At 54.1% G+C, this 24,658-nt stretch carries 27 protein-coding genes; 14 read left to right on the top strand and 13 right to left on the bottom strand.

The features are described from left to right. The first annotated feature begins 384 nt into the window (after positions 1–384). Complete coding sequence (locus HCZ99_RS00220; RefSeq protein WP_167444908.1) at positions 385–1,587, top strand: aspartate transaminase; 1,203 nt, start codon at positions 385–387, stop codon at positions 1,585–1,587. Between the two features lie 276 nt (positions 1,588–1,863). Continuing rightward, the gene (locus HCZ99_RS00225) at positions 1,864–2,670 is read left to right on the top strand and encodes an alpha/beta fold hydrolase (RefSeq protein WP_167444909.1); all 807 of its coding nucleotides are present in this window, start codon (positions 1,864–1,866) and stop codon (positions 2,668–2,670) included. Between the two features lie 85 nt (positions 2,671–2,755). On the opposite strand, the gene HCZ99_RS00230 is transcribed toward HCZ99_RS00225, so the two are convergent. Together HCZ99_RS00230 and HCZ99_RS00235 are read right to left on the bottom strand one after the other, a co-directional pair. After that, entirely contained in the window at positions 2,756–3,292 is a 537-nt protein-coding gene (locus HCZ99_RS00230; protein WP_167444910.1) for a carboxymuconolactone decarboxylase family protein, read from the bottom strand. A 201-nt stretch (positions 3,293–3,493) separates the two neighbouring features. Then, positions 3,494–4,021 (bottom strand): peroxiredoxin, encoded by a 528-nt coding sequence (locus HCZ99_RS00235; protein WP_167444911.1) that lies wholly within the window; start codon positions 4,019–4,021, stop codon positions 3,494–3,496. A gap of 164 nt (positions 4,022–4,185) precedes the next feature. Here HCZ99_RS00235 and HCZ99_RS00240 point away from each other — a divergent pair, with 164 nt between their 5' ends. From HCZ99_RS00240 to HCZ99_RS00285, 10 genes are all read left to right on the top strand, one after another. After that, on the top strand, positions 4,186–5,109 hold the full coding sequence (locus HCZ99_RS00240; RefSeq protein WP_167444912.1) for a LysR substrate-binding domain-containing protein: 924 nt from the start codon (positions 4,186–4,188) through the stop codon (positions 5,107–5,109). A 59-nt stretch (positions 5,110–5,168) separates the two neighbouring features. Beyond that, a complete protein-coding gene (locus tag HCZ99_RS00245; RefSeq protein ID WP_167444913.1) occupies positions 5,169–6,173 on the top strand; it encodes a rhomboid family intramembrane serine protease in 1,005 nt (334 codons plus the stop codon). A 51-nt stretch (positions 6,174–6,224) separates the two neighbouring features. Then, positions 6,225–7,271, top strand: a complete 1,047-nt coding sequence (locus HCZ99_RS00250) for a zinc-dependent alcohol dehydrogenase family protein (protein WP_167444914.1) — start codon at positions 6,225–6,227, stop codon at positions 7,269–7,271. Between the two features lie 234 nt (positions 7,272–7,505). Further along, positions 7,506–7,679 carry a periplasmic nitrate reductase, NapE protein gene (locus tag HCZ99_RS00255; protein WP_167444915.1) on the top strand — a complete coding sequence of 58 codons (174 nt, stop codon included), beginning with the start codon at positions 7,506–7,508 and terminating at the stop codon, positions 7,677–7,679. A 16-nt stretch (positions 7,680–7,695) separates the two neighbouring features. Continuing rightward, a complete protein-coding gene (gene napF, locus HCZ99_RS00260; RefSeq protein ID WP_167444916.1) occupies positions 7,696–8,220 on the top strand; it encodes a ferredoxin-type protein NapF in 525 nt (174 codons plus the stop codon). Then, entirely contained in the window at positions 8,213–8,464 is a 252-nt protein-coding gene (locus HCZ99_RS00265) for a chaperone NapD (protein WP_167444917.1), read from the top strand. The genes napF and HCZ99_RS00265 overlap by 8 nt, the downstream gene beginning before the upstream one ends. A 67-nt stretch (positions 8,465–8,531) precedes the next feature. Next, the gene (gene napA / locus HCZ99_RS00270; RefSeq protein ID WP_167444918.1) at positions 8,532–11,036 is read left to right on the top strand and encodes a nitrate reductase catalytic subunit NapA; all 2,505 of its coding nucleotides are present in this window, start codon (positions 8,532–8,534) and stop codon (positions 11,034–11,036) included. 11 nt (positions 11,037–11,047) lie between these two features. After that, complete coding sequence (locus tag HCZ99_RS00275; RefSeq protein ID WP_167444919.1) at positions 11,048–11,512, top strand: nitrate reductase cytochrome c-type subunit; 465 nt, start codon at positions 11,048–11,050, stop codon at positions 11,510–11,512. Between the two features lie 11 nt (positions 11,513–11,523). Continuing rightward, positions 11,524–12,114: a cytochrome c3 family protein gene (locus tag HCZ99_RS00280; RefSeq protein WP_167445909.1), complete on the top strand. Its 591-nt coding sequence runs from the start codon at positions 11,524–11,526 to the stop codon at positions 12,112–12,114. Between the two features lie 21 nt (positions 12,115–12,135). Next, on the top strand, positions 12,136–12,669 hold the full coding sequence (locus HCZ99_RS00285) for a DUF2478 domain-containing protein (protein ID WP_167444920.1): 534 nt from the start codon (positions 12,136–12,138) through the stop codon (positions 12,667–12,669). Between the two features lie 30 nt (positions 12,670–12,699). Here HCZ99_RS00285 and HCZ99_RS00290 read toward each other — a convergent pair whose 3' ends face one another. The 11 genes from HCZ99_RS00290 to rfaD all read right to left on the bottom strand — a co-directional run bounded on the left by HCZ99_RS00290 (position 12,700) and on the right by rfaD (position 23,370). After that, complete coding sequence (locus HCZ99_RS00290) at positions 12,700–13,170, bottom strand: GNAT family N-acetyltransferase (protein ID WP_167444921.1); 471 nt, start codon at positions 13,168–13,170, stop codon at positions 12,700–12,702. Between the two features lie 184 nt (positions 13,171–13,354). Then, positions 13,355–14,092, bottom strand: a complete 738-nt coding sequence (locus tag HCZ99_RS00295) for a glutamine amidotransferase-related protein (RefSeq protein WP_167444922.1) — start codon at positions 14,090–14,092, stop codon at positions 13,355–13,357. A 156-nt stretch (positions 14,093–14,248) separates the two neighbouring features. Then, complete coding sequence (gene ychF / locus HCZ99_RS00300) at positions 14,249–15,352, bottom strand: redox-regulated ATPase YchF (RefSeq protein WP_167444923.1); 1,104 nt, start codon at positions 15,350–15,352, stop codon at positions 14,249–14,251. A 66-nt stretch (positions 15,353–15,418) separates the two neighbouring features. Next, positions 15,419–16,210 carry an aminoacyl-tRNA hydrolase gene (gene pth, locus HCZ99_RS00305; RefSeq protein ID WP_167444924.1) on the bottom strand — a complete coding sequence of 264 codons (792 nt, stop codon included), beginning with the start codon at positions 16,208–16,210 and terminating at the stop codon, positions 15,419–15,421. Between the two features lie 15 nt (positions 16,211–16,225). Next, positions 16,226–16,855 carry a 50S ribosomal protein L25/general stress protein Ctc gene (locus HCZ99_RS00310; RefSeq protein WP_167444925.1) on the bottom strand — a complete coding sequence of 210 codons (630 nt, stop codon included), beginning with the start codon at positions 16,853–16,855 and terminating at the stop codon, positions 16,226–16,228. 121 nt (positions 16,856–16,976) lie between these two features. Further along, complete coding sequence (locus HCZ99_RS00315; RefSeq protein ID WP_167444926.1) at positions 16,977–17,909, bottom strand: ribose-phosphate pyrophosphokinase; 933 nt, start codon at positions 17,907–17,909, stop codon at positions 16,977–16,979. A gap of 302 nt (positions 17,910–18,211) precedes the next feature. After that, positions 18,212–19,228, bottom strand: a complete 1,017-nt coding sequence (locus HCZ99_RS00320; protein ID WP_167444927.1) for a hypothetical protein — start codon at positions 19,226–19,228, stop codon at positions 18,212–18,214. Between the two features lie 167 nt (positions 19,229–19,395). Then, positions 19,396–20,232: a peptidoglycan editing factor PgeF gene (pgeF, locus tag HCZ99_RS00325; protein ID WP_167444928.1), complete on the bottom strand. Its 837-nt coding sequence runs from the start codon at positions 20,230–20,232 to the stop codon at positions 19,396–19,398. Positions 20,233–20,272: 40 nt separating this feature from the next. Further along, positions 20,273–21,391: a class I SAM-dependent methyltransferase gene (locus HCZ99_RS00330; RefSeq protein WP_175581388.1), complete on the bottom strand. Its 1,119-nt coding sequence runs from the start codon at positions 21,389–21,391 to the stop codon at positions 20,273–20,275. A 5-nt stretch (positions 21,392–21,396) separates the two neighbouring features. Next, entirely contained in the window at positions 21,397–22,251 is an 855-nt protein-coding gene (gene lgt, locus HCZ99_RS00335) for a prolipoprotein diacylglyceryl transferase (protein ID WP_167445910.1), read from the bottom strand. Positions 22,252–22,383: 132 nt separating this feature from the next. Then, complete coding sequence (rfaD, locus tag HCZ99_RS00340) at positions 22,384–23,370, bottom strand: ADP-glyceromanno-heptose 6-epimerase (protein ID WP_167444930.1); 987 nt, start codon at positions 23,368–23,370, stop codon at positions 22,384–22,386. A 220-nt stretch (positions 23,371–23,590) separates the two neighbouring features. On the opposite strand from rfaD, the gene HCZ99_RS00345 reads away from it, so the two are divergent. Next, entirely contained in the window at positions 23,591–23,905 is a 315-nt protein-coding gene (locus HCZ99_RS00345; protein WP_167444931.1) for an accessory factor UbiK family protein, read from the top strand. A gap of 202 nt (positions 23,906–24,107) precedes the next feature. After that, positions 24,108–24,614: a YbjN domain-containing protein gene (locus HCZ99_RS00350; protein WP_167444932.1), complete on the top strand. Its 507-nt coding sequence runs from the start codon at positions 24,108–24,110 to the stop codon at positions 24,612–24,614. Positions 24,615–24,658 lie beyond the last annotated feature (44 nt).

A 24,658-nucleotide genomic window follows, 5' to 3' on the forward strand; every position in this document is an offset into this window, starting at 1 on the left:
TATCCTACCCCTAGTTATAGGGTGAATATACCCAACCGCAAGCCCCACCCCTGACAAGAACTGTCAGGAGATGGCAGGATATGACAGGAATGATCCGACAGTCGCACGATCAGTCGAACGATCACCATCCCAGCACACCGACGCGGCCACGAGCGCCATTGAGCGCCATTGGAACATTCCACAGCTTGCGACGTTTTATAGGCTGTTCTTTCCGATCAGATCATCCATCCAGAATCATACCGGGCCGGAATTTTGTATAAAATCATCCCAAAGAACCCGCAGAAGCGCCGAATGAGCCTTGAATTGAAATTAAGGCAGGCGTAGGGTCCGATCCGAAAGAACGCGATTCTTTTCACTCCTTTTTCATTCCAGGGAAACAGACCAATGGCGTTTATTGCCGACCGTTTGAGCCGTATCAAACCTTCGCCCACCATTGCCGTAACCACCAAAGCTGCCGAGCTCAAAGCCGCTGGCGTTGACGTGATCGGCCTTGGCGCAGGCGAGCCGGATTTCGATACCCCCGACAACATCAAAGCCGCTGCCAAAGCCGCCATCGATGCTGGCAAGACCAAATATACTCCGGTCGCTGGCACCCCAGAGCTGCGCAAGGCGATTGTCGAAAAGTTCAAACGTGAAAATGATCTGGAATACACCATCGACGAAATCACCGTCGGCTGTGGTGGCAAACAGACCCTGTTCAATGCGTTCTTCGCAACGCTGAACCCGGGCGACGAAGTCGTCATCCCGGCACCGTACTGGGTTTCTTACCCGGACATGGCGCTGATGGCCGAAGGCACCCCGGTTATTGTCGAATGCCAGGAAGAAAACGACTTCAAAATCACCGCAAGCGAACTTGAAGCCGCAATCACGCCGAAAACCAAATGGGTGGTTCTGAACTCTCCGTCCAACCCGACCGGTGCGGCCTATTCGCGCGACGAACTGCGCGCAATTGCCGACGTTTTGCTCAAACACGAAAACGTCTACATCATGTCTGACGACATGTATGAGCACCTCGTCTATGACGGGTTCGAATTCACCACCATCGCCCAGATCGAGCCAAAGCTCAAAGCCCGTACGCTGACCTGTAACGGTGTGTCAAAATCATATGCCATGACCGGTTGGCGTCTTGGCTATGCGGCTGGCCCGGTTGAGCTGATCAAAGCCATCAACAAGGTCCAGTCACAGTCAAGCACCCATACCTCCTCGATCAGTCAGGCTGCTTCGGTCGAAGCCCTGAACGGCAAGCAAGACTTCCTCGCAGAACGCGCAGAAGTCTTTAAAGGTCGTCGTGATCTGGTGGTTGCCGCACTTAACGAGTGCGAAGGCCTGTCATGCAAAAAGCCCGAAGGTGCGTTTTACGTTTATCCGTCCTGTGCGGGCGCGATTGGCAAAACCACCCCGGATGGCAAAAAAATCGAAACCGACACCGATTTTGTCACCTACCTGCTCGAAGCCGAAGGCGTTGCCGCGGTTCAGGGTTCGGCATTCGGCCTCGCACCGTATTTCCGCATTTCCTATGCGACTTCGGATGCGGCGCTTACCGAAGCTTGCGCACGCATCAAACGCGCTTGTGCCGCTTTGAAATAAGGCCTACGCGCCAATAAATCATTTACCTGCAAGGCCCGGTTCACATGAACCGGGCCTTGTTGTTTTACGCGGCCTTCTGACATGCGTCTTCAAACGCGCAAGCCTCGACCATCGTTCAAAAACGACCCACGGCACTAAGCGCTTAACCCCACACGTCATCGACGGATCAGCTCATTGGCACGGCCCGACAATGCGCAGCACTTGCCGGGCCGTGTTTTTTTGTCCATTATCCAATTAAATAATTACGCACCAAATTACCGATAAATCGGACAAACCATGTTAAACGAGAATTTCTACGTCACCGTCGATGGCATCAGCCTGTCTTGCCAACGCATTATCCCGATGGATGTGAAGGAAGATGCGCCCACCATCCTTTTCCTGCACGAAGCACTTGGTACCATTCGCATGTGGCGCGACTTTCCGGCAAAGCTTGCCACCGCCACACGGCATCCGGTGATTGTGTATGAACGGCGCGGCCATGGCCGGTCCGATCCACACGGGGATGGTGATGTTCCGCGCCCGATTGATTTTCATAACACCGAAAGCGATGTTTATCTGCATGGGCTGATTGCCGGGCTTGGGCTGGAACGTCCGATCCTGTTTGGCCACAGCGACGGGGCGACGATTGCGCTTAAATATGCCGCGCGCTTCCCCGATCAGGTCACCGCGGTCATCAGCGAAGCCGCCCATGTTTTTGTCGAAGACGTCACCATTGCGGGCATAACCGAGGCGGCAAAAACATATGCCACCACCGATTGGAAAACCAAGCTGGAACGCCATCACTTTTTCCAAACCGACACGGTCTTTTCATCCTGGGTCGATACATGGCGCCAACCAGAATTTCGCGATTGGAACATGGTTGATGAACTGCCCAACATCACTTGTCCGCTTTTGGTGATCCAGGGCGATGATGATCCGTTTGGCAGCGATTATCAGGTCCACACCATCTGTGAACATGTCAGCGGCCCGGTGACCAAAATGCTGATCAAGGATTGCGGTCACATCCCGCATTTCGATCAACCAGATCAAGTGATCACAGCAAGCCTTAAGCATATGGGCCTTAAAGAAACCGTCACCGCCTAACTTTCGCGTCCCCAAACAAAAAAGCCCCGGCTGCATCACGCAACCGGGGCTTTTGATCGGGCTTTTACCCGGAAATTCTGTTGGCTTAGTCGGCCAATGCGTCTTCGGCGTCAATGACAACCGCGACAGCATGGATCACAGATGCGATGCGGATCGCGTTCTGGATCGTTTCTTTTTTGATACCGGCATTTTTCAACACTTTGTCGTGGCTATCAATGCACATACCACAGCCATTGATCGCCGAAACCGCGATCGAAAACAGCTCAAAGTCGGCTTTATCAATGCCCGGCTTGCCGATGATGTTCATCCGCAAGCGTGCTGGCATGGAGCTGTATTCTTGATCCGAAACCAAGTGGTTGAACCGGTAATAGATGTTGTTCATGCCCATGATCGCCGCCGCACCTTTGGCGGCTTCAATGGCTTCTTCGGAAAGCTTGGCTTTGGCTTCGGCGGCAACGGCCTTGGTCAGTTTGGCGTTGCGCGACGCAAAAGCACAGGCCAGTGCCGTGCCGTAAACTTGCTGATCGGTCATGCCCGGATTGTTTGCCATGCTCGACAGGTTGAGCTTCAGGTCCTTGGCATAGGCTGGCATTGCATCTTTGATTTCGGTAATCGAAGTCATTGGGTGTCCTCATATTTCCGTGTTGCGCATGGCGCAAAATCATTAAACAAATCAGCCGCCACCACCTGCTTTGGTCAAAGCAAGGTTTTATGATCGATCAATATTCGATGGGCTGTTCGAAAGGGTCTTCATCGGCCTGAAACTGGGCCGAAAGCGGGATCGGGCCAAAGCCCGATCCCATATTCGTCGTCCAAACCAGACTTAGAGGGTTTCGTCACCCTGGGTCCAGTTGCACGGGCAAAGTTCATCGGTCTGAAGCGCATCGAGAATACGAAGAGCTTCCTGCGGGTTACGACCAACGTTAAGGTCGTTTACCTGCACGTGACGGATGATATTGTCCGGATCAACGATGAAGGTCGCACGCAGCGCAACACCAGCGTCTTTGGCCAGAACACCAAGCGCATTCGAGAGTTCTTTTTTCTCGTCAGCCAACCATACGAACGGGCTGTCGCCCAGGTCTTCGTGGTGGGTGCGCCATGCAGCATGGACAAAGTCGGTATCGGTCGAGCAACCCAGAAGAACCGCATCACGGTCTTCGAAATCACCGTTCAGTTCGCCGTAACCAACGATTTCGGTCGGGCAAACAAAGGTGAAGTCTTTTGGCCAGAAGAACAGGATCTTCCATTTGCCAGCATAGGATTTATCGGTCACCGGTGCGAAGCTGTCCGGGGATTTACCCGAAACACCAGTCAGATTAAATTCAGGAAGCGTATCACCAACGGTAAGCATTATGGTTTCTCCTAACCTTTATTAGAATCCCAATCCACGGCCCCCGACAGGCCGCAAATATCTTGTGAGCAAGTGCAAAAAGCACACTCATTGCTAGCGATTTGTAGAGAAATGCACTAACTAAGACAAATAGATAAAAATTCGCTTCTTGATAGGAAAAATTTATGGCTGCCCAACCAAGCATCAAGCAGCTCAAATATCTTGTCGCACTCGCAGAATGTGGCCATTTTGGCCGCGCTGCTGAGGCATGCTTCATCACGCAACCAAGTCTTTCGGCCGCAATTAACGAGCTTGAAAACCTGCTTGGCGCGCAATTGGTGGAGCGTAATAAACGACAAGTTCTGATCACCCCCCTTGGCGAAGATGTCGTCTCGCGGGCGCGAAGTATCCTTCAAGAAGTTGATGAACTGACCACCATGGCACAGGCCGCGACCGAACCACTTTCGGGGCCAATCCATATCGGCGTCATCCCGACCATCGGCCCGTATTTGCTGCCCGATGTCATGACGCAGCTAAAATCAGGCTTCCCAAAATTGCAGCCGTTCCTGCGCGAAGACCAAACCGCCAAGCTGGTCTCGCTTTTGGCGGCGGGCAAATTGGACATGGCCCTGATTGCCCTTCCGATCGAAGAACCGTTTCTCGAAGAATTTGATCTGTTCGAAGATCGCTTTGTCTTTGCGTGTAGCCCGGACAATCCGCTGACCAAAAAGCGCCATATCGAAATCGCCGACATCAAGGACGAAAAGCTTCTTCTGCTTGAAGACGGCCACTGCCTGCGCGATCAGGCGCTTGAAGTTTGCCAAAAAGCCGGCTGGAGCAAATCTGCCGATTTTCAGGCCAACAGCCTGTCGACCTTGGTGCAAATGGTATCCGCCGGAATTGGCTCGACCTTGCTGCCCGAAATGTCGCTTGAGGTCGAAGCCCGTCGGCCAGACGCGCTTAAGATCATTCCGTTTGAAAATCCGGTCCCCATTCGCCGCATCGGCATGGTCTGGCGCCGCAGCTCTGCGCGCAAACGTGAATATCGTCAATTGGCTGCCCATTTGCGCGATAGCCTGACCGCCCAAAACTGCGCGGATGTCGCATAAGCAGCAAAAGTTTCGTACACTACGGCCCCTTTATATATTCAGGACCAGATACCGAACCGATGCTGCCAATCAAGGATGACAACCCGACCACAATCACCCCATGGGTGACCTATGGCCTCATTGCGATCAATGTGGCGGTCTTCCTTGTCACCGTATCGCTTAGTCCTCAGGGCAACACCCTGGCAACCTTGCAATATGGTGCTATCCCCGCAGTCTTGTTTGGTCATGCGGATTTACCGCCACAACTTGCCGTCTTTCCACCGGGATATGAATTTCTGACGATCTTCAGTTCCATGTTCATGCATGGCGGCTGGATGCATATTGGCGGCAACATGCTGTATCTTTGGGTGTTCGGCAACAATGTCGAAGACGCCATGGGCCATTTCCGTTTTTTGATATTCTATCTGTTGTGCGGGGTGGCGGCCGCCCTTGGCCATGGCTTGCTTGATACCCAGTCACAAGTACCAATGATCGGCGCATCCGGCGCACTGGCCGGGGTTTTGGGCGCGTATTTCCTGCTCTATCCCAAGGCCCGGATTCTGGTCTGGTTCTTCTGGGTTTTCATTTTCTATGTGCCTGCTGTCTTCGTTCTGGGTTTCTGGTTCGTGACACAGGTCTTCAATTTCAGCAGTGGTGCGGGCGGCGGCATCGCATGGGTTGCCCATATCGCCGGTTTCATTGCCGGCGTTGCCCTGATCCCGCTGTTTAAGCACCGCAATGTGCCGCTTTGGCATGATGGGTCGCACGCCCCGGCCTTTGGCGTGTATCGCCCCGGCCGCCCGGGCCGCAAGGCGCGCGGCGTCAGCACCTCAAACTCACGGACATCAAGTACCGGCGCCCCACCCTGGGCTGCCGCCTATGAGGCCGAACGTGCGGCCAAACATGCCCGCATGAAGCGTAATAACGCCGGCCCGTGGGGCAAGGAACCCGAACCGGGTGAAACCCGTGACACATCGCCATGGGGCCGTTATCAGCCAAATAAACCCAAACCGGCCCCAAAACCGGGCATTGGTGTGCCCAAAGTTACCCGCTTGCATAAAGACCGCGACAAAGACGATACTTAAACGGTAACCTTTGACGCGAACCTTTCGTTCGTCCACGTCAGGAGCCTTAAAATGCGCGCAGCCTATTTCACCGAGTACCAAGGTCCGATCAACGTTGAAAACGTCGATGACCCCACCCCATCAAACGATGGCGTTGTGATCAAGGTCGGTGCAACGGGTTTGTGTCGAAGCGACTGGCACGGCTGGATGGGCCATGATTCCGATGTGCAACTGCCCCATGTTCCCGGCCATGAATTTGCCGGCACTGTTGTGGCGGTTGGCAATGGCATTTCATCGTGGAAAGAAGGCGACCGGGTCACCGTCCCATTTGTATCGGGCTGCGGCCATTGCCCGGAATGCCACAGCGGCAATCACCAAGTCTGTGACAACCAATTCCAGCCCGGCTTTACCCACTGGGGCAGCTTTGCCGAATATGTCGCCATTGATTATGCCGACACCAATCTGATCGGCCTGCCCGATGACATGGATTTCGCCACCGCCGCCAGCCTTGGCTGCCGTTTTGCCACCAGTTTCCGCGGTGTGATTGATCAGGGCAAAGTATCGGCGGGTCAAATCGTTGCCGTGCATGGCGCGGGCGGTGTTGGCCTATCGGCCATCATGATTGCCGCGGCGGCGGGTGCGTATGTGGTTGCGGTCGATATTGACGACAGCAAGCTGGAATTTGCCAAGGAACTTGGCGCGAATGCCACGTTAAATGCTACGACAATTTCCGATATTCCAACCGCGATCAAAGACATTACACGCGGCGGCGCACATGTGTCGGTCGATGCCCTTGGCAGCGCGCAAACCAGCTTTAACTCCGTGTCCTGCCTGCGCAAACGCGGCAAACACATCCAGATCGGCCTGATGACCGGCGATCACGCCCATGCCAAAGTCCCGATGGACCGCATTGTCGCCCATGAACTGGAAATCCTCGGCAGCCACGGCATGCAAGCATTTCGCTATCAAGATATGCTCGACATGATCATGACAGGCAAACTGGCACCACAAAAACTGATCGGGGATCGAGTCACCCTATCCGAAGGAGCCACTGCTCTTATGAACATGGATAGTTTCACCTCAACCGGCGTTACCGTGATAAATCGTTTTTCGGCATAGAATTCTCAATAATGCCGCGTGTTGGGTAGATAGCCAATTTGTTGGAATAGCTACAACATTAGGTGCCATTAATACGCCACATTTTCAATTGCAATACGTATAGTAAAGACCTTACTTTTGGGGTGGGTATTCACCAGTTTTGGCCAATACCCTAAAAAGAGAACACCGACTTTCGCTTGGGACATAGTGGCGAAAGCAACGGTTTCCCGCCCACGAAGTGAGAGAAACGAAGTCATGAGCGACAACCAAACTCTAGATGTCCCAACCCGGCGTAAGACAGAAACGCGATGCTTCCTGTTTTTGGCCGTATTTCTCGCCCCGGCCCTTTCGATTGCGATCGTTGGCGCTTTGGGCTTTTCAATCTGGATTTATCAAATGTTTGCCGGACCACCAGGACCGCCGATGTAAGCGGTAGGGGGTGAACATGTCTGCACACGCAAAACAGACAAGCCGCCGTGATTTTCTGTCCCGCTTCCGGGCTGTTCCGGCGACGCATTCTGATCCAGTCGATGATGTGGTACGTCCACCATGGGCACGCGATATTTGTGATCGCTGCACGGGATGCGGTGATTGTGCGCCAGCCTGCCCAGAAGGCATTATCGCATTTGACGGCAAAAACCATCCGGTCATTGATTTTACCAAAGGTGAATGCACCTTTTGCGGGGCCTGTTCCGATGCCTGCGCAGAGGGGGTCTTTGACCGCACAGCCGACGCCCCCTGGACCCTAGATGTTGACGTCGCAAAAACCTGTTTTGCTGAGAACGGAATTTACTGTCGGTCTTGCGGCGATGCTTGCCCGGAAACGGCGATCCGTATCGCACCACAACTTGGTGGTCGGGCCCGTGTCATCATCGATGACGATACCTGTACGGGATGCGGCGCATGCCTTTCAGCCTGCCCTGCCGACGCCATATCCATCACCCGCCAAAAGGACACCGCCCATGGATGAAAATATCGGGGTGATCTCCAGCATGATTGTTCAGGCCCGCCCAGAAAAACTCGAAACAATCACAACAGAACTTAAAGCCTTTCCCGGCATCGAAATTTCCGCACGTGATCCGTCTGGAAAAATCATTGTCGTTCTGGAAGCAGAAAATGACAGGCAACTGGCCGACACCATGAACGACATCGGCAACATTGCCGGCGTTCTTGGCGTCAACCTTGTCTATCACCACAACGAACATGCCAACTAGCGCCAACGCGCCTTAAAACAAGAAGCTGAAAATCAAGAATTTGCCATCTGGCCCGAGGAAACAAACGATGTTCAAGACAAAGATATCCCGCCGAGATGCCCTTAAAGCAAAAGCCGCCGCAGTGGCTGCCGCTGCTGCTGGCGTCAGTCTTCCGGCATCTGCACAGAATCTGGTAACCGAGACAGAACACACCGAACTCAAATGGTCCAAAGCCCCCTGCCGCTTTTGTGGTACGGGATGTTCGGTCATGGTCGCGACCAAAGACAATCATATCGTGGCAACCCACGGTGATGTGCTGTCTCCTGTGAACCGCGGCCTGAACTGCGTCAAAGGCTACTTCCTGTCAAAAATCATGTATGGCAAGGACCGCCTGACGGAACCACTGCTGCGTAAAAAGAACGGCGTTTACGACAAAAACGGTGACTTCGAACCTGTTTCCTGGGACGAAGCATTCGATATCATGGCAGAGAAATGGAAAACGGCCCTAAAAACCAAAGGCCCAACCTCCGTTGGCATGTTTGGATCTGGTCAATGGACCGTCTTTGAAGGCTATGCCGCATCCAAATTGATGAAAGCCGGTTTCCGGTCCAACAACATTGATCCCAACGCGCGCCACTGCATGGCGTCGGCTGTTGTCGGCTTCATGCGGACTTTTGGCATGGACGAACCCATGGGGTGCTATGACGACATGGAAGCCGCAGACGCCTTTGTGCTGTGGGGATCGAACATGGCCGAAATGCATCCGATCCTCTGGACCCGTGTCACGGATCGGCGCCTGTCGGCACCACATGTAAAAGTCGCCGTACTTTCGACCTATGAAAATCGCTGCTTTGATCTGGCCGACATCCCGATGGTGTTCAAACCCCAGACGGACCTCGTGATCCTCAACTACATCGCCAACCACATCATCTCGACCGGTCGGGTCAATACCGACTTCGTCAACAAACATACCATTTTCCGGCGCGGCAACACCGATATTGGCTATGGCTTGCGTCCAGAAGACCCGCGCCAAAAATCCGCCGCACACGCATCCGATGCCGGTGGATCAACCGATATGACGTTCGACGAGTATGCCGAATTCGTATCGGAATATACGCTTGATAAAACCCATGAAATGACCGGCGTCCCCAAAGAACGCCTCAAAGCGCTTGCCGAGCTTTATGCTGATCCAAAGATCAAGGTCACGTCATTCTGGACCATGGGCTTTAACCAACATACGCGCGGCGTTTGGGCCAACAACCTGTGTTACAACATCCACCTTCTGACCGGTAAAATCGCCGAACCGGGCAATTCGCCCTTCTCGCTTACGGGGCAACCTTCGGCCTGTGGGACAGCACGCGAAGTTGGGACATTCTCGCATCGGCTGCCTGCCGATATGGTCGTCACCAATCCCGAACACCGAAAAATGGCCGAGGAAATCTGGAAACTGCCCGAAGGCACCATTCCAGGCAAAGTTGGCTATCACGCAGCATTGCAGAACCGCATGCTCAAAGACGGCAAACTGAACGCGTACTGGGTGCAGTGTAATAACAACATGCAGGCCGCCGCCAACATCAACGAAGAAGCTTGGCCGGGCTATCGCAACCCAGAAAACTTTATCGTTGTTTCCGATGCCTATCCGACCGTCACCTGCGAAGCGGCCGACCTTATCCTGCCAACAGCAATGTGGGTGGAAAAGGAAGGCTGTTACGGCAATGCCGAACGCCGTACGCACATGTGGCACCAGCTTGTTGACGCCCCGGGAAATGCAAAGTCGGATCTTTGGCAAGTGATGGAGTTCTCCAAACGCTTTGTCATGGAAGACGTCTGGCCCGAAGAACTTCTGGCCAAGGCACCCGAGATGCGGGGCAAAAGCTTGTTTGACGTGCTGTATCGCAACGGCAATGTCGACAAATTCCCGCTTGAGCAAACTGCCCCGAATTACAACAACGACGAATCCAAGGAATACGGGTTCTACGTTCAAAAAGGCCTGTTTGAAGAATACGCCACCTTCGGACGTGGTCACGGGCACGATCTGGCACCGTTCGACCGCTATCACAATGAACGCGGCCTGCGCTGGCCGGTTGTTGATGGCAAAGAAACGCTTTGGCGGTACCGCGAAGGATATGACCCGTATGTCACGCCCGGTGCTGGGGTCGAATTTTATGGTCACAAGGATGGCAAGGCACGCATCTTTGCCCTTCCTTATGAACCCGCCGCCGAAAGCCCGGACGAAGAATATCCATTCTGGCTTTGCACCGGACGTGTTCTGGAACATTGGCACTCTGGTTCCATGACGCAGCGCGTACCAGAACTCTACCGCGCATTCCCGGATGCTGTGTGCTTCTTGCACCCAGACGACGCCGCCGAACAGGGTCTGCGCCGTGGCGACGAAATCCGCGTGATTTCACGTCGTGGCAATATCCGTACACGCGTTGAAACACGCGGCCGTAACAAGCCGCCTCGCGGACTTGTTTTCATTCCTTGGTTCGATGCCAGCGAGTTGATCAACAAGGTCACACTCGATGCGACCGACCCAATGTCAAAACAGACTGACTACAAAAAATGCGCCATTCGCATTGAAAAAGTCTGAAGGAGGAAACCATGAAAATAAGTTCAAAATGGCTTCTGTCTCTTGCCATCATCAGCATTGCTGGCATGGCATATGCTTCAGAACCGATAACCACATTGCGCAGTACCGCCCCGGATCAGGAATCCGCTGCACCGCGCATCACCAATTTCGAAGATAACAGCATCAAACGTCCGCGCAATTATCCGGAACAACCGCCAACCATTCCGCATGATATCGAAGGATATCAGATCGACGGCAATGCCAATAAATGTCTGTCATGCCATGCCCGGTCCCGTACTGGCGACAGCGGTGCGCCCATGGTTTCGATCACCCATTTCATGGACCGTGACGGCCAGTTCTTGGCCGCCGTCAGTCCGCGACGGTATTTCTGCACGCAATGCCACGTTCCGCAAAAAGACGTCAAGCCGTTGGTTGGAAACGACTTTATCGACATTGATAAACTTCTTCCCACCAACAGCACACGTATTGCGGAATAGGGAGATTGATGATGATTAATCTTCTCAAACGCTATTGGAAAATCCTGACAACACCCAGTGTGCATTACAGTCTGGCATTTCTGACACTCGGTGGGTTTGTCGCCGGGGTCATTTTCTGGGGCGGGTTCAATACGGCACTTGAGGCAACCAACACCGAAGAATTCTGTGTTTCTTGCCACGAGATGAAGAACAACGTCTTTGCCGAATTGAAAACAACCATTCACTATTCGAACAGATCGGGGGTGCGCGCAACCTGTCCTGATTGCCATGTTCCGCATAAATGGACCGACAAGATCGCCCGTAAAATGCAGGCCTCCAAAGAGGTTTGGGGTAAGATCTTTGGCACCATCAACACACGTGACAAATTCCTCGACAAACGCCTTGAGCTCGCCCAGCATGAATGGGCAAGGCTTAAGGCCAATAACTCGCTCGAATGTCGCAATTGCCACTCGGATGAATCGATGGATATTACCCGCCAAAGTCCGCGTGCAGTTGAAGCCCATCAGAAGTTTTTGTTCACTGGGGAAAAGACATGCATCGACTGTCACAAGGGGATCGCGCATCATCTACCCGATATGTCGGGCGTTCCCGAATGGCAGTAATCTGACGATGGAAATGACAGCGTGACACAAGACACCCAAGATAAACCTCTTCTGGCTGGCATAAAGTTCCAGCCAGAAGACCCCATTGACGATGTTCTGTCGCAGGTAGCATCGCGCTATCCACAAGATCAGGTCGCCGGATACGTTCAAAAACGTCGCAAGGATCGCGATTGCGGTACGCTGGTTTATGTCCGCAATCTGCGGTCTGGCGATGAAATGTCGATCACGAAAAACCGGGGTGCGATGGCCAAGGGCTGCAAGCTTGATGGCGATGCCCTGTCGACCCTGTCCGAAGACCTTGCACGCGATATCGAAGCCGGAAGCGATGTTTTGATCGTCGCCCGTTTTGGCCGCAGCGAGGCCGAAGGACGCGGACTCCGCGATGTGATTTCACGCGCGATGGAGCGTGAAATCCCTGTTCTGGTCGGTGTGCGGGATGAATATGCCGGTGCATGGGACGAGTTCCATGGCGGCATTGCCGATACCGTGGCACTTGATCATCACGCGATCCTGACATGGCTGGACCAGCACACCAGCATCGCCGAAAGCGCGTAAGCCCAGCCTCAACGACCGGTCTGCGTGCCTTTACGGTGTATCGATCTTGTACAAAACCGACTCCACCCGGTCCGTGAGCCGATCATACATGCGCTGGGCACCGTGGTTGTCGTTTGCGGTCAACCAATATAGGCGCACCCAGTCTTGCTGCTTTGCCTGATCTTGCAACACGGTCATCATCTTGCCGCCCGTGCCCTGCCCGCGTTGATTTTCAGACACCCAAAAATCTTCCAGATAGGCCACATTGCGCAGCGAAAAGGTGTGCGGATGGACAATGATATGCGCCAGTCCCACCACGGTTTCTTGCGCATCATCCGCGCCATCACCGTTGCTGGCGCCTTGATCAACCGCCAACCACGCCTGCATGCCGTGATCCGGGTCAAGGATGCGCTGCCAAAGGCCATCAATCACATCATCGCCCATATCCGGCGCACCGAAATTGGCGATGTTCTGACGCCATAAGGTTTCCCAACCAGTACGGTGGCGGGCTTGTGCCTGCATGATTTTGATCATCTTGGTCCTTTGGAATTTTTCATCATATGACGCGGGTTAAATCTTGGCGTCCGACACGCGCAATTAGCCCTCACAGACCAATCAAACGGCCGGTGATGATTATGCTTACCGCAAAGACTTATGTGTTTGAAAGCGGATCTTGATTGGCTTGGAAGATTTGGCCGGTTTGGCCTTAATCGCTTTGCCCTGCGCGGGCCGAAACAGCATCACGCACCAGAACCCGTTGGGCAAACTGTTCAAACCACGCGCCAAACGCCGCGTCATATTTCGCCCGTCCGGCGCGTTGAACATCCGCATCCTGCGCATTAGGTCGGTTGATGTTATCGCCCGCACTCGATAACCAGCGTTCATGCGCCTCATCATCGACTTCCGGGTGGAATTGAATGCCCCAAATGCGGCCATCCAAATGATACGCCTGATGGGGGAATGTCGGGCTGCTCGCCAAAAGCTCCGCCCCATCGGGGACGCCAAACCCTTCGCTGTGCCAATGATAGACAATCAGTTCATCGGGGAATAAATCACCGCCGGCCTCGGTCGGATAAACCGGGTAATAGCCGATTTCGGTCAATCCATCGGGCCGGGGTTCAACCGGTGCGCCCAGATGACGTGCCATCATTTGCGCGCCCAAACAAATCCCCAAATACATCGCGTCGCTGGCAACCACCTTGGGCAGCCAATCCATAATCGCGCGCACATTATCCAGATCATCGTCATTGGCACTCATTGGGCCACCAAACACGACCACCAAATGATACATGCTCAGATCATTGGGCAACGCATCGCCTTCACCGGGACGACGAATATCAAACCCAAAACCGTACCGACGCATCACGTCGCCAACCCGCCCCGGCTGACCAGTGGCAGAATTGAAAACCAACAAAATACGTTTCGACGGGCTTAGGTTGTTCATCTCATCCTCTTTGTTGCGTCTGCGAAAGGTGACCTTTTCAGCCGCGTTTGACAACCCCCTTGGCCGCACTAATCCCCCGACCAGACACGAAAAAAGCCGCCGCAAATCTGCGACGGCTTTGATTTCTCTACGTTTAGACGGTCTCTAAAAAGCGCCTTAAACGTTGAATTTAAAGTGGAAAATATCGCCATCTTTAACGATATAGGTCTTGCCTTCCTGACGCAGCTTACCGGCATCACGTGCACCAGCTTCGCCGTTGCAGGCAATGAAATCGTCGTAGGCCATGGTTTCGGCCTTAATGAAACCGCGTTCGAAATCGGTGTGAATGACGCCCGCGGCATTCGGTGCGGTCGCACCTTTATACACCGTCCATGCGCGTGCTTCTTTCGGACCCACGGTAAAGAAGGTCAACAGATCAAGCAGCTTGTACCCTTCACGGATCACGCGTGCCAAACCGGTTTCCGAAAGACCAAGACCTTCAAGGAATTCTTTCTTGTCTTCCGGATCGTCAAGCAACGCGACCTCTGACTCGATCGCCGCTGAAATCACAACAGAACGCGCACCTTGTGCGGCGGCCATTTCGGCAACTTTGGCCGACAATTCGTTGCCTTCGGCGGCACTGTCTTCGTCAACGTTGCACGCATAAAGGATCGGCTTGCTGGTCAGAAGCTGCAGCATACGGAACGCTTTTTCTTCGTCTTCACCGTCGATCTTGACCGTACGCGCCGGTTTGCCTTCGCGAAGGGCTTCCAAAGACCGTTCGATCAGCGCCATCGTCAGGACGGCATCCTTGTCATTCTGACGGGCTTTTTTCTGAAGACCCGGAATACGTTTTTCCAGGCTTTCCATATCAGCCAGCATCAATTCGGTTTCGATGGTTTCCGCATCGCGCACCGGATCAACCGAACCATCAACATGGGTGATGTCGCCATCTTCAAAGCAACGCAGAACATGCACAATCGCGTCGGTTTCGCGAATGTTGGCCAAGAACTGGTTGCCCAGGCCCTCGCCCTTGGACGCACCGCGCACCAGACCGGCAATATCGACAAATTCAAGCTGGGTCGGGATGATGGTTGCCGACTTGGAAATCTCAACGATCTTGTCGAGACGATCATCAGGAACGCTGACACGACCGGTATTTGGTTCAATCGTACAGAACGGGAAGTTCGCCGCCTCGGCTGCTGCCGTCTGGGTCAGGGCGTTAAAAAGGGTCGATTTACCAACATTTGGCATACCGACGATACCGCATTTGAATCCCATCTTTCCGGGCTCCGTAACTTGATTTGTTTCTATCAGGATCGGCTCGAACGGGGTCGAACCGAAAGACTATTTCTTTTTGCCAAACGCTTTGGCAAGGGCTTCGGCCATGGCATTGGCGGCATTGCTGACCGGTGTATCGGCCTTTTCAACGCGCACTTTCGCCGCACCCGACAAATTATCCATATCCTCGCCAGACGGTGCTGGGTCATCCGATTTCGGGTCACCGGACGCCCCGCCTTTGGCCTTATCGGCCGCTGGCTTGTCTTTTTTCGGCGCTTTTGGCTTGGGCGGTGTAACGATGTTTGACACCTTGCTCATAAAGCCGCCGTCGTCGCCCTTGGTCAGGCGCGCGAACTCGGCCGCAACCGCATCAAGCAACGTCATCAGCCAGCCGTCCTGTTCGGATTTTGAAAAATCCCCCAGAACATGACCATGCACACGGGATTTTTCACCCGGATGACCAATGCCAAGACGCACGCGCCGATATTCTTTGCCGCAATGGGCATCAATGGATCGCAATCCGTTATGTCCGCCGTGGCCCCCGCCGCGTTTCACACGCAGCTTGCCCGGCGGCAGGTCCAGCTCATCATGCAGGACAATAACGTCTTCGACCGGAATTTTGTAAAAGCGCAGCACTTCGCCAACGCTTTGCCCCGAAAGGTTCATAAAGGTCTCAGGTTTAAGAACCAGAACCTTTTCACCGTTCAATTCGCCTTCGGACAATTGGCCCTGAAACTTTCTGCGCCAGGGACCAAAAGAATGGCGGCGGACAATTTCGTCCGCCGCCATAAAGCCGATATTGTGGCGATTGGCGGCATATCCCGAACCCGGGTTTCCAAGTCCAACCACCAAAAACATCTTACGACCTCGATCTTATTCTTCGGTCGTTGCTTCTTCTTCGCCCTCTTCTCCTTCATCGGCATTATCTTCCGATTTCAGAGCGGACGGAGCAGCAACGGTCGCAACGGTAAAGTCACGGTCGGTAATCGAAAGTTCGACACCTTTCGGCAATTTGATTGCCGAGATGTGGATCGAGTCACCAACTTCAACACCCGAAAGGTCAAAGACCAGCTCTTCCGGAATAGCGGAAGGCGCACAGATAACTTCGACATCGTGACGAACGATGTTGAGAACGCCACCACGTTTCAGGCCCGGTGATTTCTCTTCGTTTACGAAGGTAACCGGAACTTCAACGTTCATGGTCTGGCCTTTTGCAAAGCGCAGGAAGTCAACGTGGATCGGTTCGTCAGTAACTTTGTCGAACTGAACGTCGCGCGGCAGGACTTCGTATTTCTCTTTACCGACGGTAACCGTCAGAATGTGAGAGAAAAAGCCCGGCTGATGCAGAAGTTTAACGAGCGGACGCGGGTCAATCTGGAACATAACAGGTTCTTGTTTTGCACCATAAATAACACCAGGGACCATACCGGCACGACGCACGGCACGGGCGGCCCCCTTTCCGGCCCGTTCACGGATTTCCGCATTGATAACAGTGTTTGCCATCAGAAAATCTCCTTGAACTAAAAAAGTTGTTTACGCGGGTCGATGTAAATCACCGCTGAAAGCCCACGAAAACAAGCGCGCTGGCCTCCAGGGGTGCCAGCGCGACGAGGGCCTTATACCCTCAATCGAAAAGAACGGAAACAGATTTTTCTTCCGAGATACGACGAATGGCTTCTGCCATCAGCGGCGCAATCGGAAGCTGCCTGATTTTTCCGCAATTACGAACGGCTTCAGATGCCTTGATGGAATCGGTGGTGACCACCTCAGACATCGGTGAATTGGCAATACGCTCAACCGCCGGACCCGACAGAACACCATGTGAAACATAGGCCGCAACCGATGCCGCACCACGATCCTTAAGTGCACCCGCCGCATTGCAAAGCGTGCCAGCACTGTCCACGATGTCATCAACCAGAATGCAGGCAGCGTCTTTAACGTCACCAATCACATTCATGACTTCCGACACACCGGCTTTCGGGCGACGTTTATCAATGATCGCAAGTTCCGCGTCCAAACGCTTTGCCACAGAACGGGCACGGGCAACACCGCCAACGTCCGGGCTGACAACGACCAGTTTCTGGCCTTCGAACTTGTTGCGGATGTCGCTGGTCAAAACCGGCGACGCAAACAGGTTATCGAGCGGAATATCGAAAAAGCCCTGAATCTGACCGGCATGAAGGTCCATGGTCAGAACGCGGTCTGCACCGGCAACCGTAATCAGGTTCGCCACCAGCTTGGCCGAAATCGGGGTGCGGGGACCCGATTTACGATCCTGACGGGCGTAACCGAAATACGGCAGTACGGCTGTGATACGGCGCGCGGAGCCCCGGCGCAACGCATCAAGCATCACCAGAAGTTCCATCAGATTGTCGTTCGCCGGGAACGATGTGCTCTGAATCACAAAAACGTCCTCACCGCGGACGTTTTCTTGAATTTCACACCAGATTTCTTCGTCGGAGAATCGCTTAACATCTGCGCGCGTAAGCGGCAGGTTCAGATGGTCAGCAATAGCCTCTGCCAAGGGACGGTTGCTGTTACAAGCGAGGATCTTCATAGCGTGGCCTCGGATAATGGGTGCCGGGAAAGCGAAAAATTCGAATGTGCGACTCCACCCTGCACGATACGCCGGGATGGTTCGCTGCTTGCCTTGTTGCCAAAACGCACTGGTTTCGGGGCTTTCCCGTCCGGCGCGGCAACATATATCCGACAGTCAAAGACCATTGTTCGGCGACACCGCTTTTTGGCAGATCGCGGCGGCTTTATACCCATCCGTTAACAGTCTGTAAATGGGGCCAATGGCGAATATCGACATCGCTGTCATGCACCATCACGGTCCCTGCCAATGATACGCCCAGTTTAACGTGCTGCCGTGGTCTTATTATCACCGCGCAACAGCCACTTTTTGCGATTGGCAATCTGCCCCAGCGCCCCTTCAAGGGACTCGACCGCTGCCTGTGCCGCAAGGGACGCAATCGTTCCCCACCGCTGATCAAGGCTTCCGTGCGGGACAACGTTATTTTGCGTCATCTGGCCAAGTTCATTGCCATCCACATCCATGATCACCCATTCGATCACCACCCGATCGGCTGGTGTTTTCGATTTGCTTTTATCAATCGGGGTGACTTGCGTGGTTGCTGATAAGATCACGCTATGATCGCCAATATCGGCATTATCAACCTGAATGCCCTTGGCCTGCAACAGGGCACCAGCGGACCGCGCCAATGCCGTATCCCCATCGCCGGGCGCACCATCAAAATCAACCAACGCCACCTTCATCACCGGTGCTGTGCGCAACGCACTTCTGTCGCCGGTGATCATATAGGCAATCTTGTCGGCCGACGTCGCGACAAGCGCGTCATAGGTTTCTTGTTCCGGGTCTTGGGTGATGCCGCCCAAATCGCGGACTTTGTCGACAAGTTCCTCGGGGATGGCAAGGTCGCCTTCTTCTGGTCCGGTCGGGGTTGGCGCAAACCATTGATCCTGTGCCAATTGACCATGGGCCGATGTGGTATCAATCGCCAATCCGTCGGGCCGCATCAAAACCCATGTCACATCCACCGATGCCCCGGTTTCAATCAGCTCTGCCGTGACGTTGGGGCGCAGGATGTAATCCCCGCCCTGCGCACTGTCGCTATAGGCCGGAATTTCACGGCTGCGAAGGGCGCGCGCCATGGCACGGGCCAAATGTGCGGCTGCCCCTTCGGGCAAATCATCGCCACCTTCAACCCGAACGGTTCCGGTATCACGCAGTTCCAAAAGTGACGGATCGCCCTCGCGCCCGGCCCCCTCAAACGGGCGCGGCAAATCACCACACGCGCCCAACGGACCAAGGATCAGAACAACAAGACCAAAATTACGGAGGAACGCTTTCATCAACTCACATCAAACCAAATCAGATTGCATCACATCAACGCGCAACCAACCATGGTCGCGATGATGATAAAAACAAACAGCATAATCATATGTGGCATCGTGCATCCCCCATAAGGACATTGAAGTACCGGCCAACCAAGATTTGTTGGCCCGACATCAATGTCCTCTTACACTTCTGACAACATAATCGCGGATAATTGCCGACCGTAATCGGGCTCCTTACGAAGCGTCGTGCGGCGGTAACTGTAGAACAAATCTTCTTGCGCCAAGGTATCGCGCGCCACAAGCTCGACCGCACCAACCCCGGTTGCAATCGTGCGCCGGCGCACATATTCAGGCAGATCAAACATATAGTGGCCCAAACGCACCGATGCATCAAAAAGGTCTTCGTTGCCTTCTGGCCCACCAAGGATCGTATCGCGAAACGCAGCATCAACTTCGTAAGAGTCGCGCGCAATGCATGGACCAACGGCGGCGATGATGTTTTCACGCGCAGCACCCAGTTTTTCCATCGCCGTGACGGTGCTTTCCGAAATCCCGCCATACGACCCGCGCCATCCCGAATGGCACGCGCCAATCACACCCGCCTTGGGATCATGGAACAACACCGGCGTGCAATCGGCGGTCAAAATCCCCAACATGATGCAGGGGCGGTTCGTCACCATCGCATCGGCCTTGGGCGCATTTTCACGCGACAACGGCTGATCTAGCACCGCAACATCGATCCCATGCACCTGATACACGGTTGTCAGTTGATCGGGGTCCGCATCAAATACCTTGGCTGCGCGGGTACGGTTTTCGGCCACACGGTCGTTATTATCGTCGGAGCCAAATCCAACATTGAGCCCGCCATGAATGCCATGACTGACCCCACCCTTGCGGCTAAAAAACCCATGCCGCAGGCCGGATGCGCCTTCAAGCCTTTCGGCTTCAAACCATGTCAGCCCGTCTTGCGTGCGGCTGATACCATCCGTGATCGGATGAACGGGGGTCGGATTGCTCATGATGCTGTGCTCCGTCTTTCGGGTCGGGCGTGGCGCAAAATCACCCTTCGGCACCACTGATGCAGGGCGGCGGTGTTGTTGTCGCACCATAGCCGATCAGAACTTTAAAAAGCGTTCCCATCTGATCGGGTGCGATCAAACGTGCCAGGGCCTGATCAATCGCCTTGGCCTGATCATCATTGGCATCGGTTTTTAAAAGTTCGGCACGCTGTTCAATGCCCAGCATCGCCAAAAAGGTGCCTTGGGTTAAAACAGCACCCGTCCGTGCGCCAGCCTCAAGCATCGCACGCGACAAGGCCGCGAAATCGACATGGGCGGTTAAATCCGCGTCACCCGGCTGACTTAAAACCGGGTAATATTCATGGGCCTTCACCGCCTGCAACGTGTCGCCAAACGCGCTGTGGGGATGGCCATAATCAATAAACAATGCCGCACCACCGGTCTCGTTCAAACGGCGGGCAATCTGATCGGCCACGGCAATTGCCGGGCCACAGCTTTCAAAAATGTCACCCTTTTTGGCTGTCCCGCGCAAGGTCGCCGGAATAAGCGCATCGGCAATCGGGGTTTCGCGCCCACGGACAAAGCCAAGCGCGCCGGTCTTCGCATCCACACCAACAAGCCGTTCGGCCCATCCGGTATCACCGCGTTCGAACTGGCGGATCGGCAGCGCGTCAAAGAATTCGTTGCCAATCACAATCATCGGCACGCCAGAACGTGGTGCGATGTCTTCGAACGCTTCGTGCCAGGTTGCCGGCACACCATATGGCATAATCGCGGTTTGCTGATGGGTGCGCAGAACCGGGCTGGTTTCAACAAACCGCACCGTGATCGCGTCACTAAACCCAGGGACATTGCGCACCGCACGCAGGGCATCGGACATTAATGTCCCGCGCCCCGGCCCCAGTTCGACCAGATCGATTTTCGATGGCCCGCCCATCTGCTGCCACGTCACCGCCGCCCAAAGCCCGATCAATTCGCCAAACATCTGGCTGATTTCAGGGGCGGTTATGAAATCGCCCGACCGGCCAAACGGATCTTGTTTGCGGTAATAGCCGTACTCGGGATGGGCCAGTGCCTCATTCATGAAATCGGCAATGCTGATCGGCCCCGAAAGCGAAATACGGCGTTTGATATGATCAAGAAGCGGGCTTTCAGACATATCGGTCACGCGGTCTTTCCATCTTTGTTTTTGGCATCTTCTTTCGGGTGGATGCGGGTTTCAATCGGTTTGGATTTCAGCGCATAGATAATGCACCCCAGACCGGCCAGAACCATCGGGATCGACAGCAACTGCCCCATCGTCGCCCCACCCACAAGGTAGCCAAGCTGTGCATCAGGCTGACGGAAGAATTCAATAATAATCCGCGAAAGACCATATCCCGCAACGAACGTGCCGCCCAAAATACCGGGACGATGACGAACATACGCACTGCGCGACAAGACAAACAGCACGCAAAACAGGATCACCCCTTCAAGGGCGGCTTCGTAAAGTTGACTGGGATGGCGCGGCATTGGGCCACCATTGGGGAACACCATGCCCCACGGCGCATCCGTGGCGCGGCCAAACAACTCACCATTGATGAAGTTGGCAATACGGCCAAAGAACAAACCAATCGGCGTTGCCACCGCGGCGGCATCCAAAACCGCCAAGATCGAAATGCCGCGTTTGCGCGCGAACAAAATGATCGCAACAATCACACCCATAAAGCCGCCATGGAACGCCATGCCGCCCTGCCAGACCTTAAGGATATTGCCCGGATTGGCCAGGTAATAATCGAAGTTATAAAACAGCACATAGCCGATCCGACCGCCCAGGATCACGCCAAGCGTTGCCCAAAACAGCAAATCATCAACGTCTGCTTTGCTCATGATGCGGGGGGTTTTGCTGCAATAATACACAACATACCGCCACCCCAGCAAAAGCCCTGCGATATAGGCCAGCGCATACCAGCGAATGGCAATCGGACCAATGGAAATGGCAATCGGATCTATGGCCGGAAAGGCAAGGCTTAGCATCAGGAAAACTCCGGTCCGAAACAGAGGAAGAAAACAAACATATCTTGGGGTGTCACAAAGGATATGGGCAGCATCATGGCAACCTGGCCCGATTGGCCGCGCAACCACTTTGCAGCCCTAAATTACCGGGCGTGATCAACGGAACGGATCATCGGTGGCAAGATAATCCTGAATGTAGCTGCGCACACCGTCTTCAAGTGACGTCATATCGGCGTCATATCCCGCTTGCCGCAGCTTGGACATGTTGGCCTCGGTGAAATACTGGTATTTGTCGCGAATGGATTCTGGGGTCGGCACATATTGAATGTCGGGTTCCTTGCCCAAGGCGGCAAAGACCGACAATGCCAAATCCTTGAAACTGCGCGCCTTGCCCGTACCGACGTTAAACAGGTCGCTGACATCGGGGTGGTCATAAAGCCACATGATGATATTGACCACATCACCAACCCAGACAAAATCACGCAACTGTCCGCCATCTTCATAATCGGGATGATGGGATTTAAACAGCGTCGCGGTTTCCCCGGCCGACAATTTGTCAAACATCTGCGACACAACAGATCGCATGCCGCCTTTGTGATATTCGTTCGGGCCATAGACATTGAAAAACTTCAACCCGGCCCACTGTTTGGGGCGGAAACCGTTTTGATCCAAAATGCGGCGGAACCGACGGTCAGTCGCATGTTTTGACCAGCCATAAGCATTTAGCGGTGCAAGCTTTGCCATTTCACCATCGTCAAAGCGATCATCAAAGCCCTGCTTGCCATCGCCGTAGGTCGCAGCTGATGACGCATAGATCAATCGTGCGGAATGGCGTGCGCACCAATCCCAAAGCCACGTGGTCAGTTTCAGGTTATTGGCCACGATCTTATCGGCATCGGTTTCGGTGGTCGCGGAAATCGCGCCCATATGGAAAATCGTATCCACATCGCCGTCATGCTGCTCAAGGAATGCGGGTAGCTCATCAGGATGAATGATGTCGCGCAGGTTCCGCTTGGCGATGTTTTTCCACTTAATGCCATCGCGCAGACGATCGACGACAACAATGTCGGTCTCGCCGCGTTCTTCAAGGGCGGCAACAATATTGGAACCGATAAATCCGGCACCACCGGTAACGATAAGCATCACATTCTCCTGACGGAACGCATTCCCGTTCCCTAACGGCCCATGTGCTGGGCCCTGTCATCCAAAAATCTGACCACTTTATAGGACCGCCCCTGATCTGGAGCAAGAAAAGCCATAGAAAAGAACGATATTGTGACCCAAACAGACGATCAACTTGCCCCGCAGGGCATTACCAACCATATTACGCACAACAACTTGATCCCAAAAGACGGAGACACCGATGCAGATCAATAACCGCATTCTCGATGACCTTACCCGCGTGACCAATTCTGCATTGGGCACCATGACCGGGGTCAAAGGCGAGGTGGACGCAATGATCCGTCAGCAGTTTGAAAAAATCCTGCTCAGCATGGATTTGGTCAGCCGCGAAGAATTCGACGTGGTGCATGACGTTGCCATTCGCGCATCCGAACGCATTGACGAACTCGAAGCCAAAATTGGCGATCTCGAAAAACGTCTTGCCGCGGCCGATGCCCCGCAAAAACCTGCTGCGAAACGCGCAAGCCCCAAAACGGCTGCAAAAAAAGACGCCTAAGCCGGCGTCCGTTACAGAATAAAACGCAGCCCCGCCCTATCCCCGATCCGACAAAGATCCACACGGATCAGTCGGTTGGGGAATGCGGGCAGGCAAAGACATAGCACTCATTGCAGCCCTGTGATGAACGGCGGTTGAAACACGGCACGCACCAGCATATAGTGCGCGCCCTTTCGCATATGCTTAAACAGGCTGGGTTTATATGAACGACCAACCCGACGATATCGGCGATCTGGATGACGAAAATCCGTTAATCCTTATCGAAGATATCGCCCGCACCAACCAATGGCAGATTGAACGACGCAGCACCGACGAGGTGGTGGTCGAGATCCCCGGCCATTGGTGCACGTATCTGGTCTATTTCACCTGGCGCGAAGACGCCGAAGCCCTGCATGTCGCATGTTGTTTTGACCTGTTCGTGCCAGAGCCATTGCGCCCGCGCATCTACGAACTGGTCGCCAAGTGTAACGAGCAACTCTGGATCGGGCATTTCGGTCTTTGGCTCGAAGAAAACATGCCGCTGTTTCGTCATACCCTGTTGTTCGGCGGCGATGTCCCGCCAATGATCGAACAGTTCGAAGAAATGATCGAAATTGCCGTATCGGAATGTGAACGCTTCTTCCCGGCATTTAACTTCGTCCTCGGACAAGGCAAATCCCCCGACGAAGCATTGATGCATTCCATGCTTGAGCCCCTTGGCCAAGCATAAGCCAACCGCACAAAGCATAAGACCGCCATATGGCGCTCAACGTG

The sequence above is a fragment of the Thalassospira lucentensis genome, from assembly GCF_011806425.1.
In the GTDB taxonomy this organism is placed as follows: domain Bacteria; phylum Pseudomonadota; class Alphaproteobacteria; order Rhodospirillales; family Thalassospiraceae; genus Thalassospira; species Thalassospira lucentensis_B.

Coding starts and splice junctions, on each gene's coding strand:
- HCZ99_RS00220 (WP_167444908.1), top strand. CDS start 385: ATGGCGTTTATTGCCGACCGTTTGAGCCGTATCAAACCTTCGCCCACC.
- HCZ99_RS00225 (WP_167444909.1), top strand. CDS start 1,864: ATGTTAAACGAGAATTTCTACGTCACCGTCGATGGCATCAGCCTGTCT.
- HCZ99_RS00230 (WP_167444910.1), bottom strand. CDS start 3,292: ATGACTTCGATTACCGAAATCAAAGATGCAATGCCAGCCTATGCCAAG.
- HCZ99_RS00235 (WP_167444911.1), bottom strand. CDS start 4,021: ATGCTTACCGTTGGTGATACGCTTCCTGAATTTAATCTGACTGGTGTT.
- HCZ99_RS00240 (WP_167444912.1), top strand. CDS start 4,186: ATGGCTGCCCAACCAAGCATCAAGCAGCTCAAATATCTTGTCGCACTC.
- HCZ99_RS00245 (WP_167444913.1), top strand. CDS start 5,169: ATGCTGCCAATCAAGGATGACAACCCGACCACAATCACCCCATGGGTG.
- HCZ99_RS00250 (WP_167444914.1), top strand. CDS start 6,225: ATGCGCGCAGCCTATTTCACCGAGTACCAAGGTCCGATCAACGTTGAA.
- HCZ99_RS00255 (WP_167444915.1), top strand. CDS start 7,506: ATGAGCGACAACCAAACTCTAGATGTCCCAACCCGGCGTAAGACAGAA.
- napF (WP_167444916.1), top strand. CDS start 7,696: ATGTCTGCACACGCAAAACAGACAAGCCGCCGTGATTTTCTGTCCCGC.
- HCZ99_RS00265 (WP_167444917.1), top strand. CDS start 8,213: ATGGATGAAAATATCGGGGTGATCTCCAGCATGATTGTTCAGGCCCGC.
- napA (WP_167444918.1), top strand. CDS start 8,532: ATGTTCAAGACAAAGATATCCCGCCGAGATGCCCTTAAAGCAAAAGCC.
- HCZ99_RS00275 (WP_167444919.1), top strand. CDS start 11,048: ATGAAAATAAGTTCAAAATGGCTTCTGTCTCTTGCCATCATCAGCATT.
- HCZ99_RS00280 (WP_167445909.1), top strand. CDS start 11,524: ATGATTAATCTTCTCAAACGCTATTGGAAAATCCTGACAACACCCAGT.
- HCZ99_RS00290 (WP_167444921.1), bottom strand. CDS start 13,170: ATGCAGGCACAAGCCCGCCACCGTACTGGTTGGGAAACCTTATGGCGT.
- HCZ99_RS00295 (WP_167444922.1), bottom strand. CDS start 14,092: ATGAACAACCTAAGCCCGTCGAAACGTATTTTGTTGGTTTTCAATTCT.
- ychF (WP_167444923.1), bottom strand. CDS start 15,352: ATGGGATTCAAATGCGGTATCGTCGGTATGCCAAATGTTGGTAAATCG.
- pth (WP_167444924.1), bottom strand. CDS start 16,210: ATGTTTTTGGTGGTTGGACTTGGAAACCCGGGTTCGGGATATGCCGCC.
- HCZ99_RS00310 (WP_167444925.1), bottom strand. CDS start 16,855: ATGGCAAACACTGTTATCAATGCGGAAATCCGTGAACGGGCCGGAAAG.
- HCZ99_RS00315 (WP_167444926.1), bottom strand. CDS start 17,909: ATGAAGATCCTCGCTTGTAACAGCAACCGTCCCTTGGCAGAGGCTATT.
- HCZ99_RS00320 (WP_167444927.1), bottom strand. CDS start 19,228: ATGAAAGCGTTCCTCCGTAATTTTGGTCTTGTTGTTCTGATCCTTGGT.
- pgeF (WP_167444928.1), bottom strand. CDS start 20,232: ATGAGCAATCCGACCCCCGTTCATCCGATCACGGATGGTATCAGCCGC.
- HCZ99_RS00330 (WP_175581388.1), bottom strand. CDS start 21,391: ATGTCTGAAAGCCCGCTTCTTGATCATATCAAACGCCGTATTTCGCTT.
- rfaD (WP_167444930.1), bottom strand. CDS start 23,370: ATGCTTATCGTTACCGGTGGTGCCGGATTTATCGGTTCCAATATTGTT.
- HCZ99_RS00345 (WP_167444931.1), top strand. CDS start 23,591: ATGCAGATCAATAACCGCATTCTCGATGACCTTACCCGCGTGACCAAT.
- HCZ99_RS00350 (WP_167444932.1), top strand. CDS start 24,108: ATGAACGACCAACCCGACGATATCGGCGATCTGGATGACGAAAATCCG.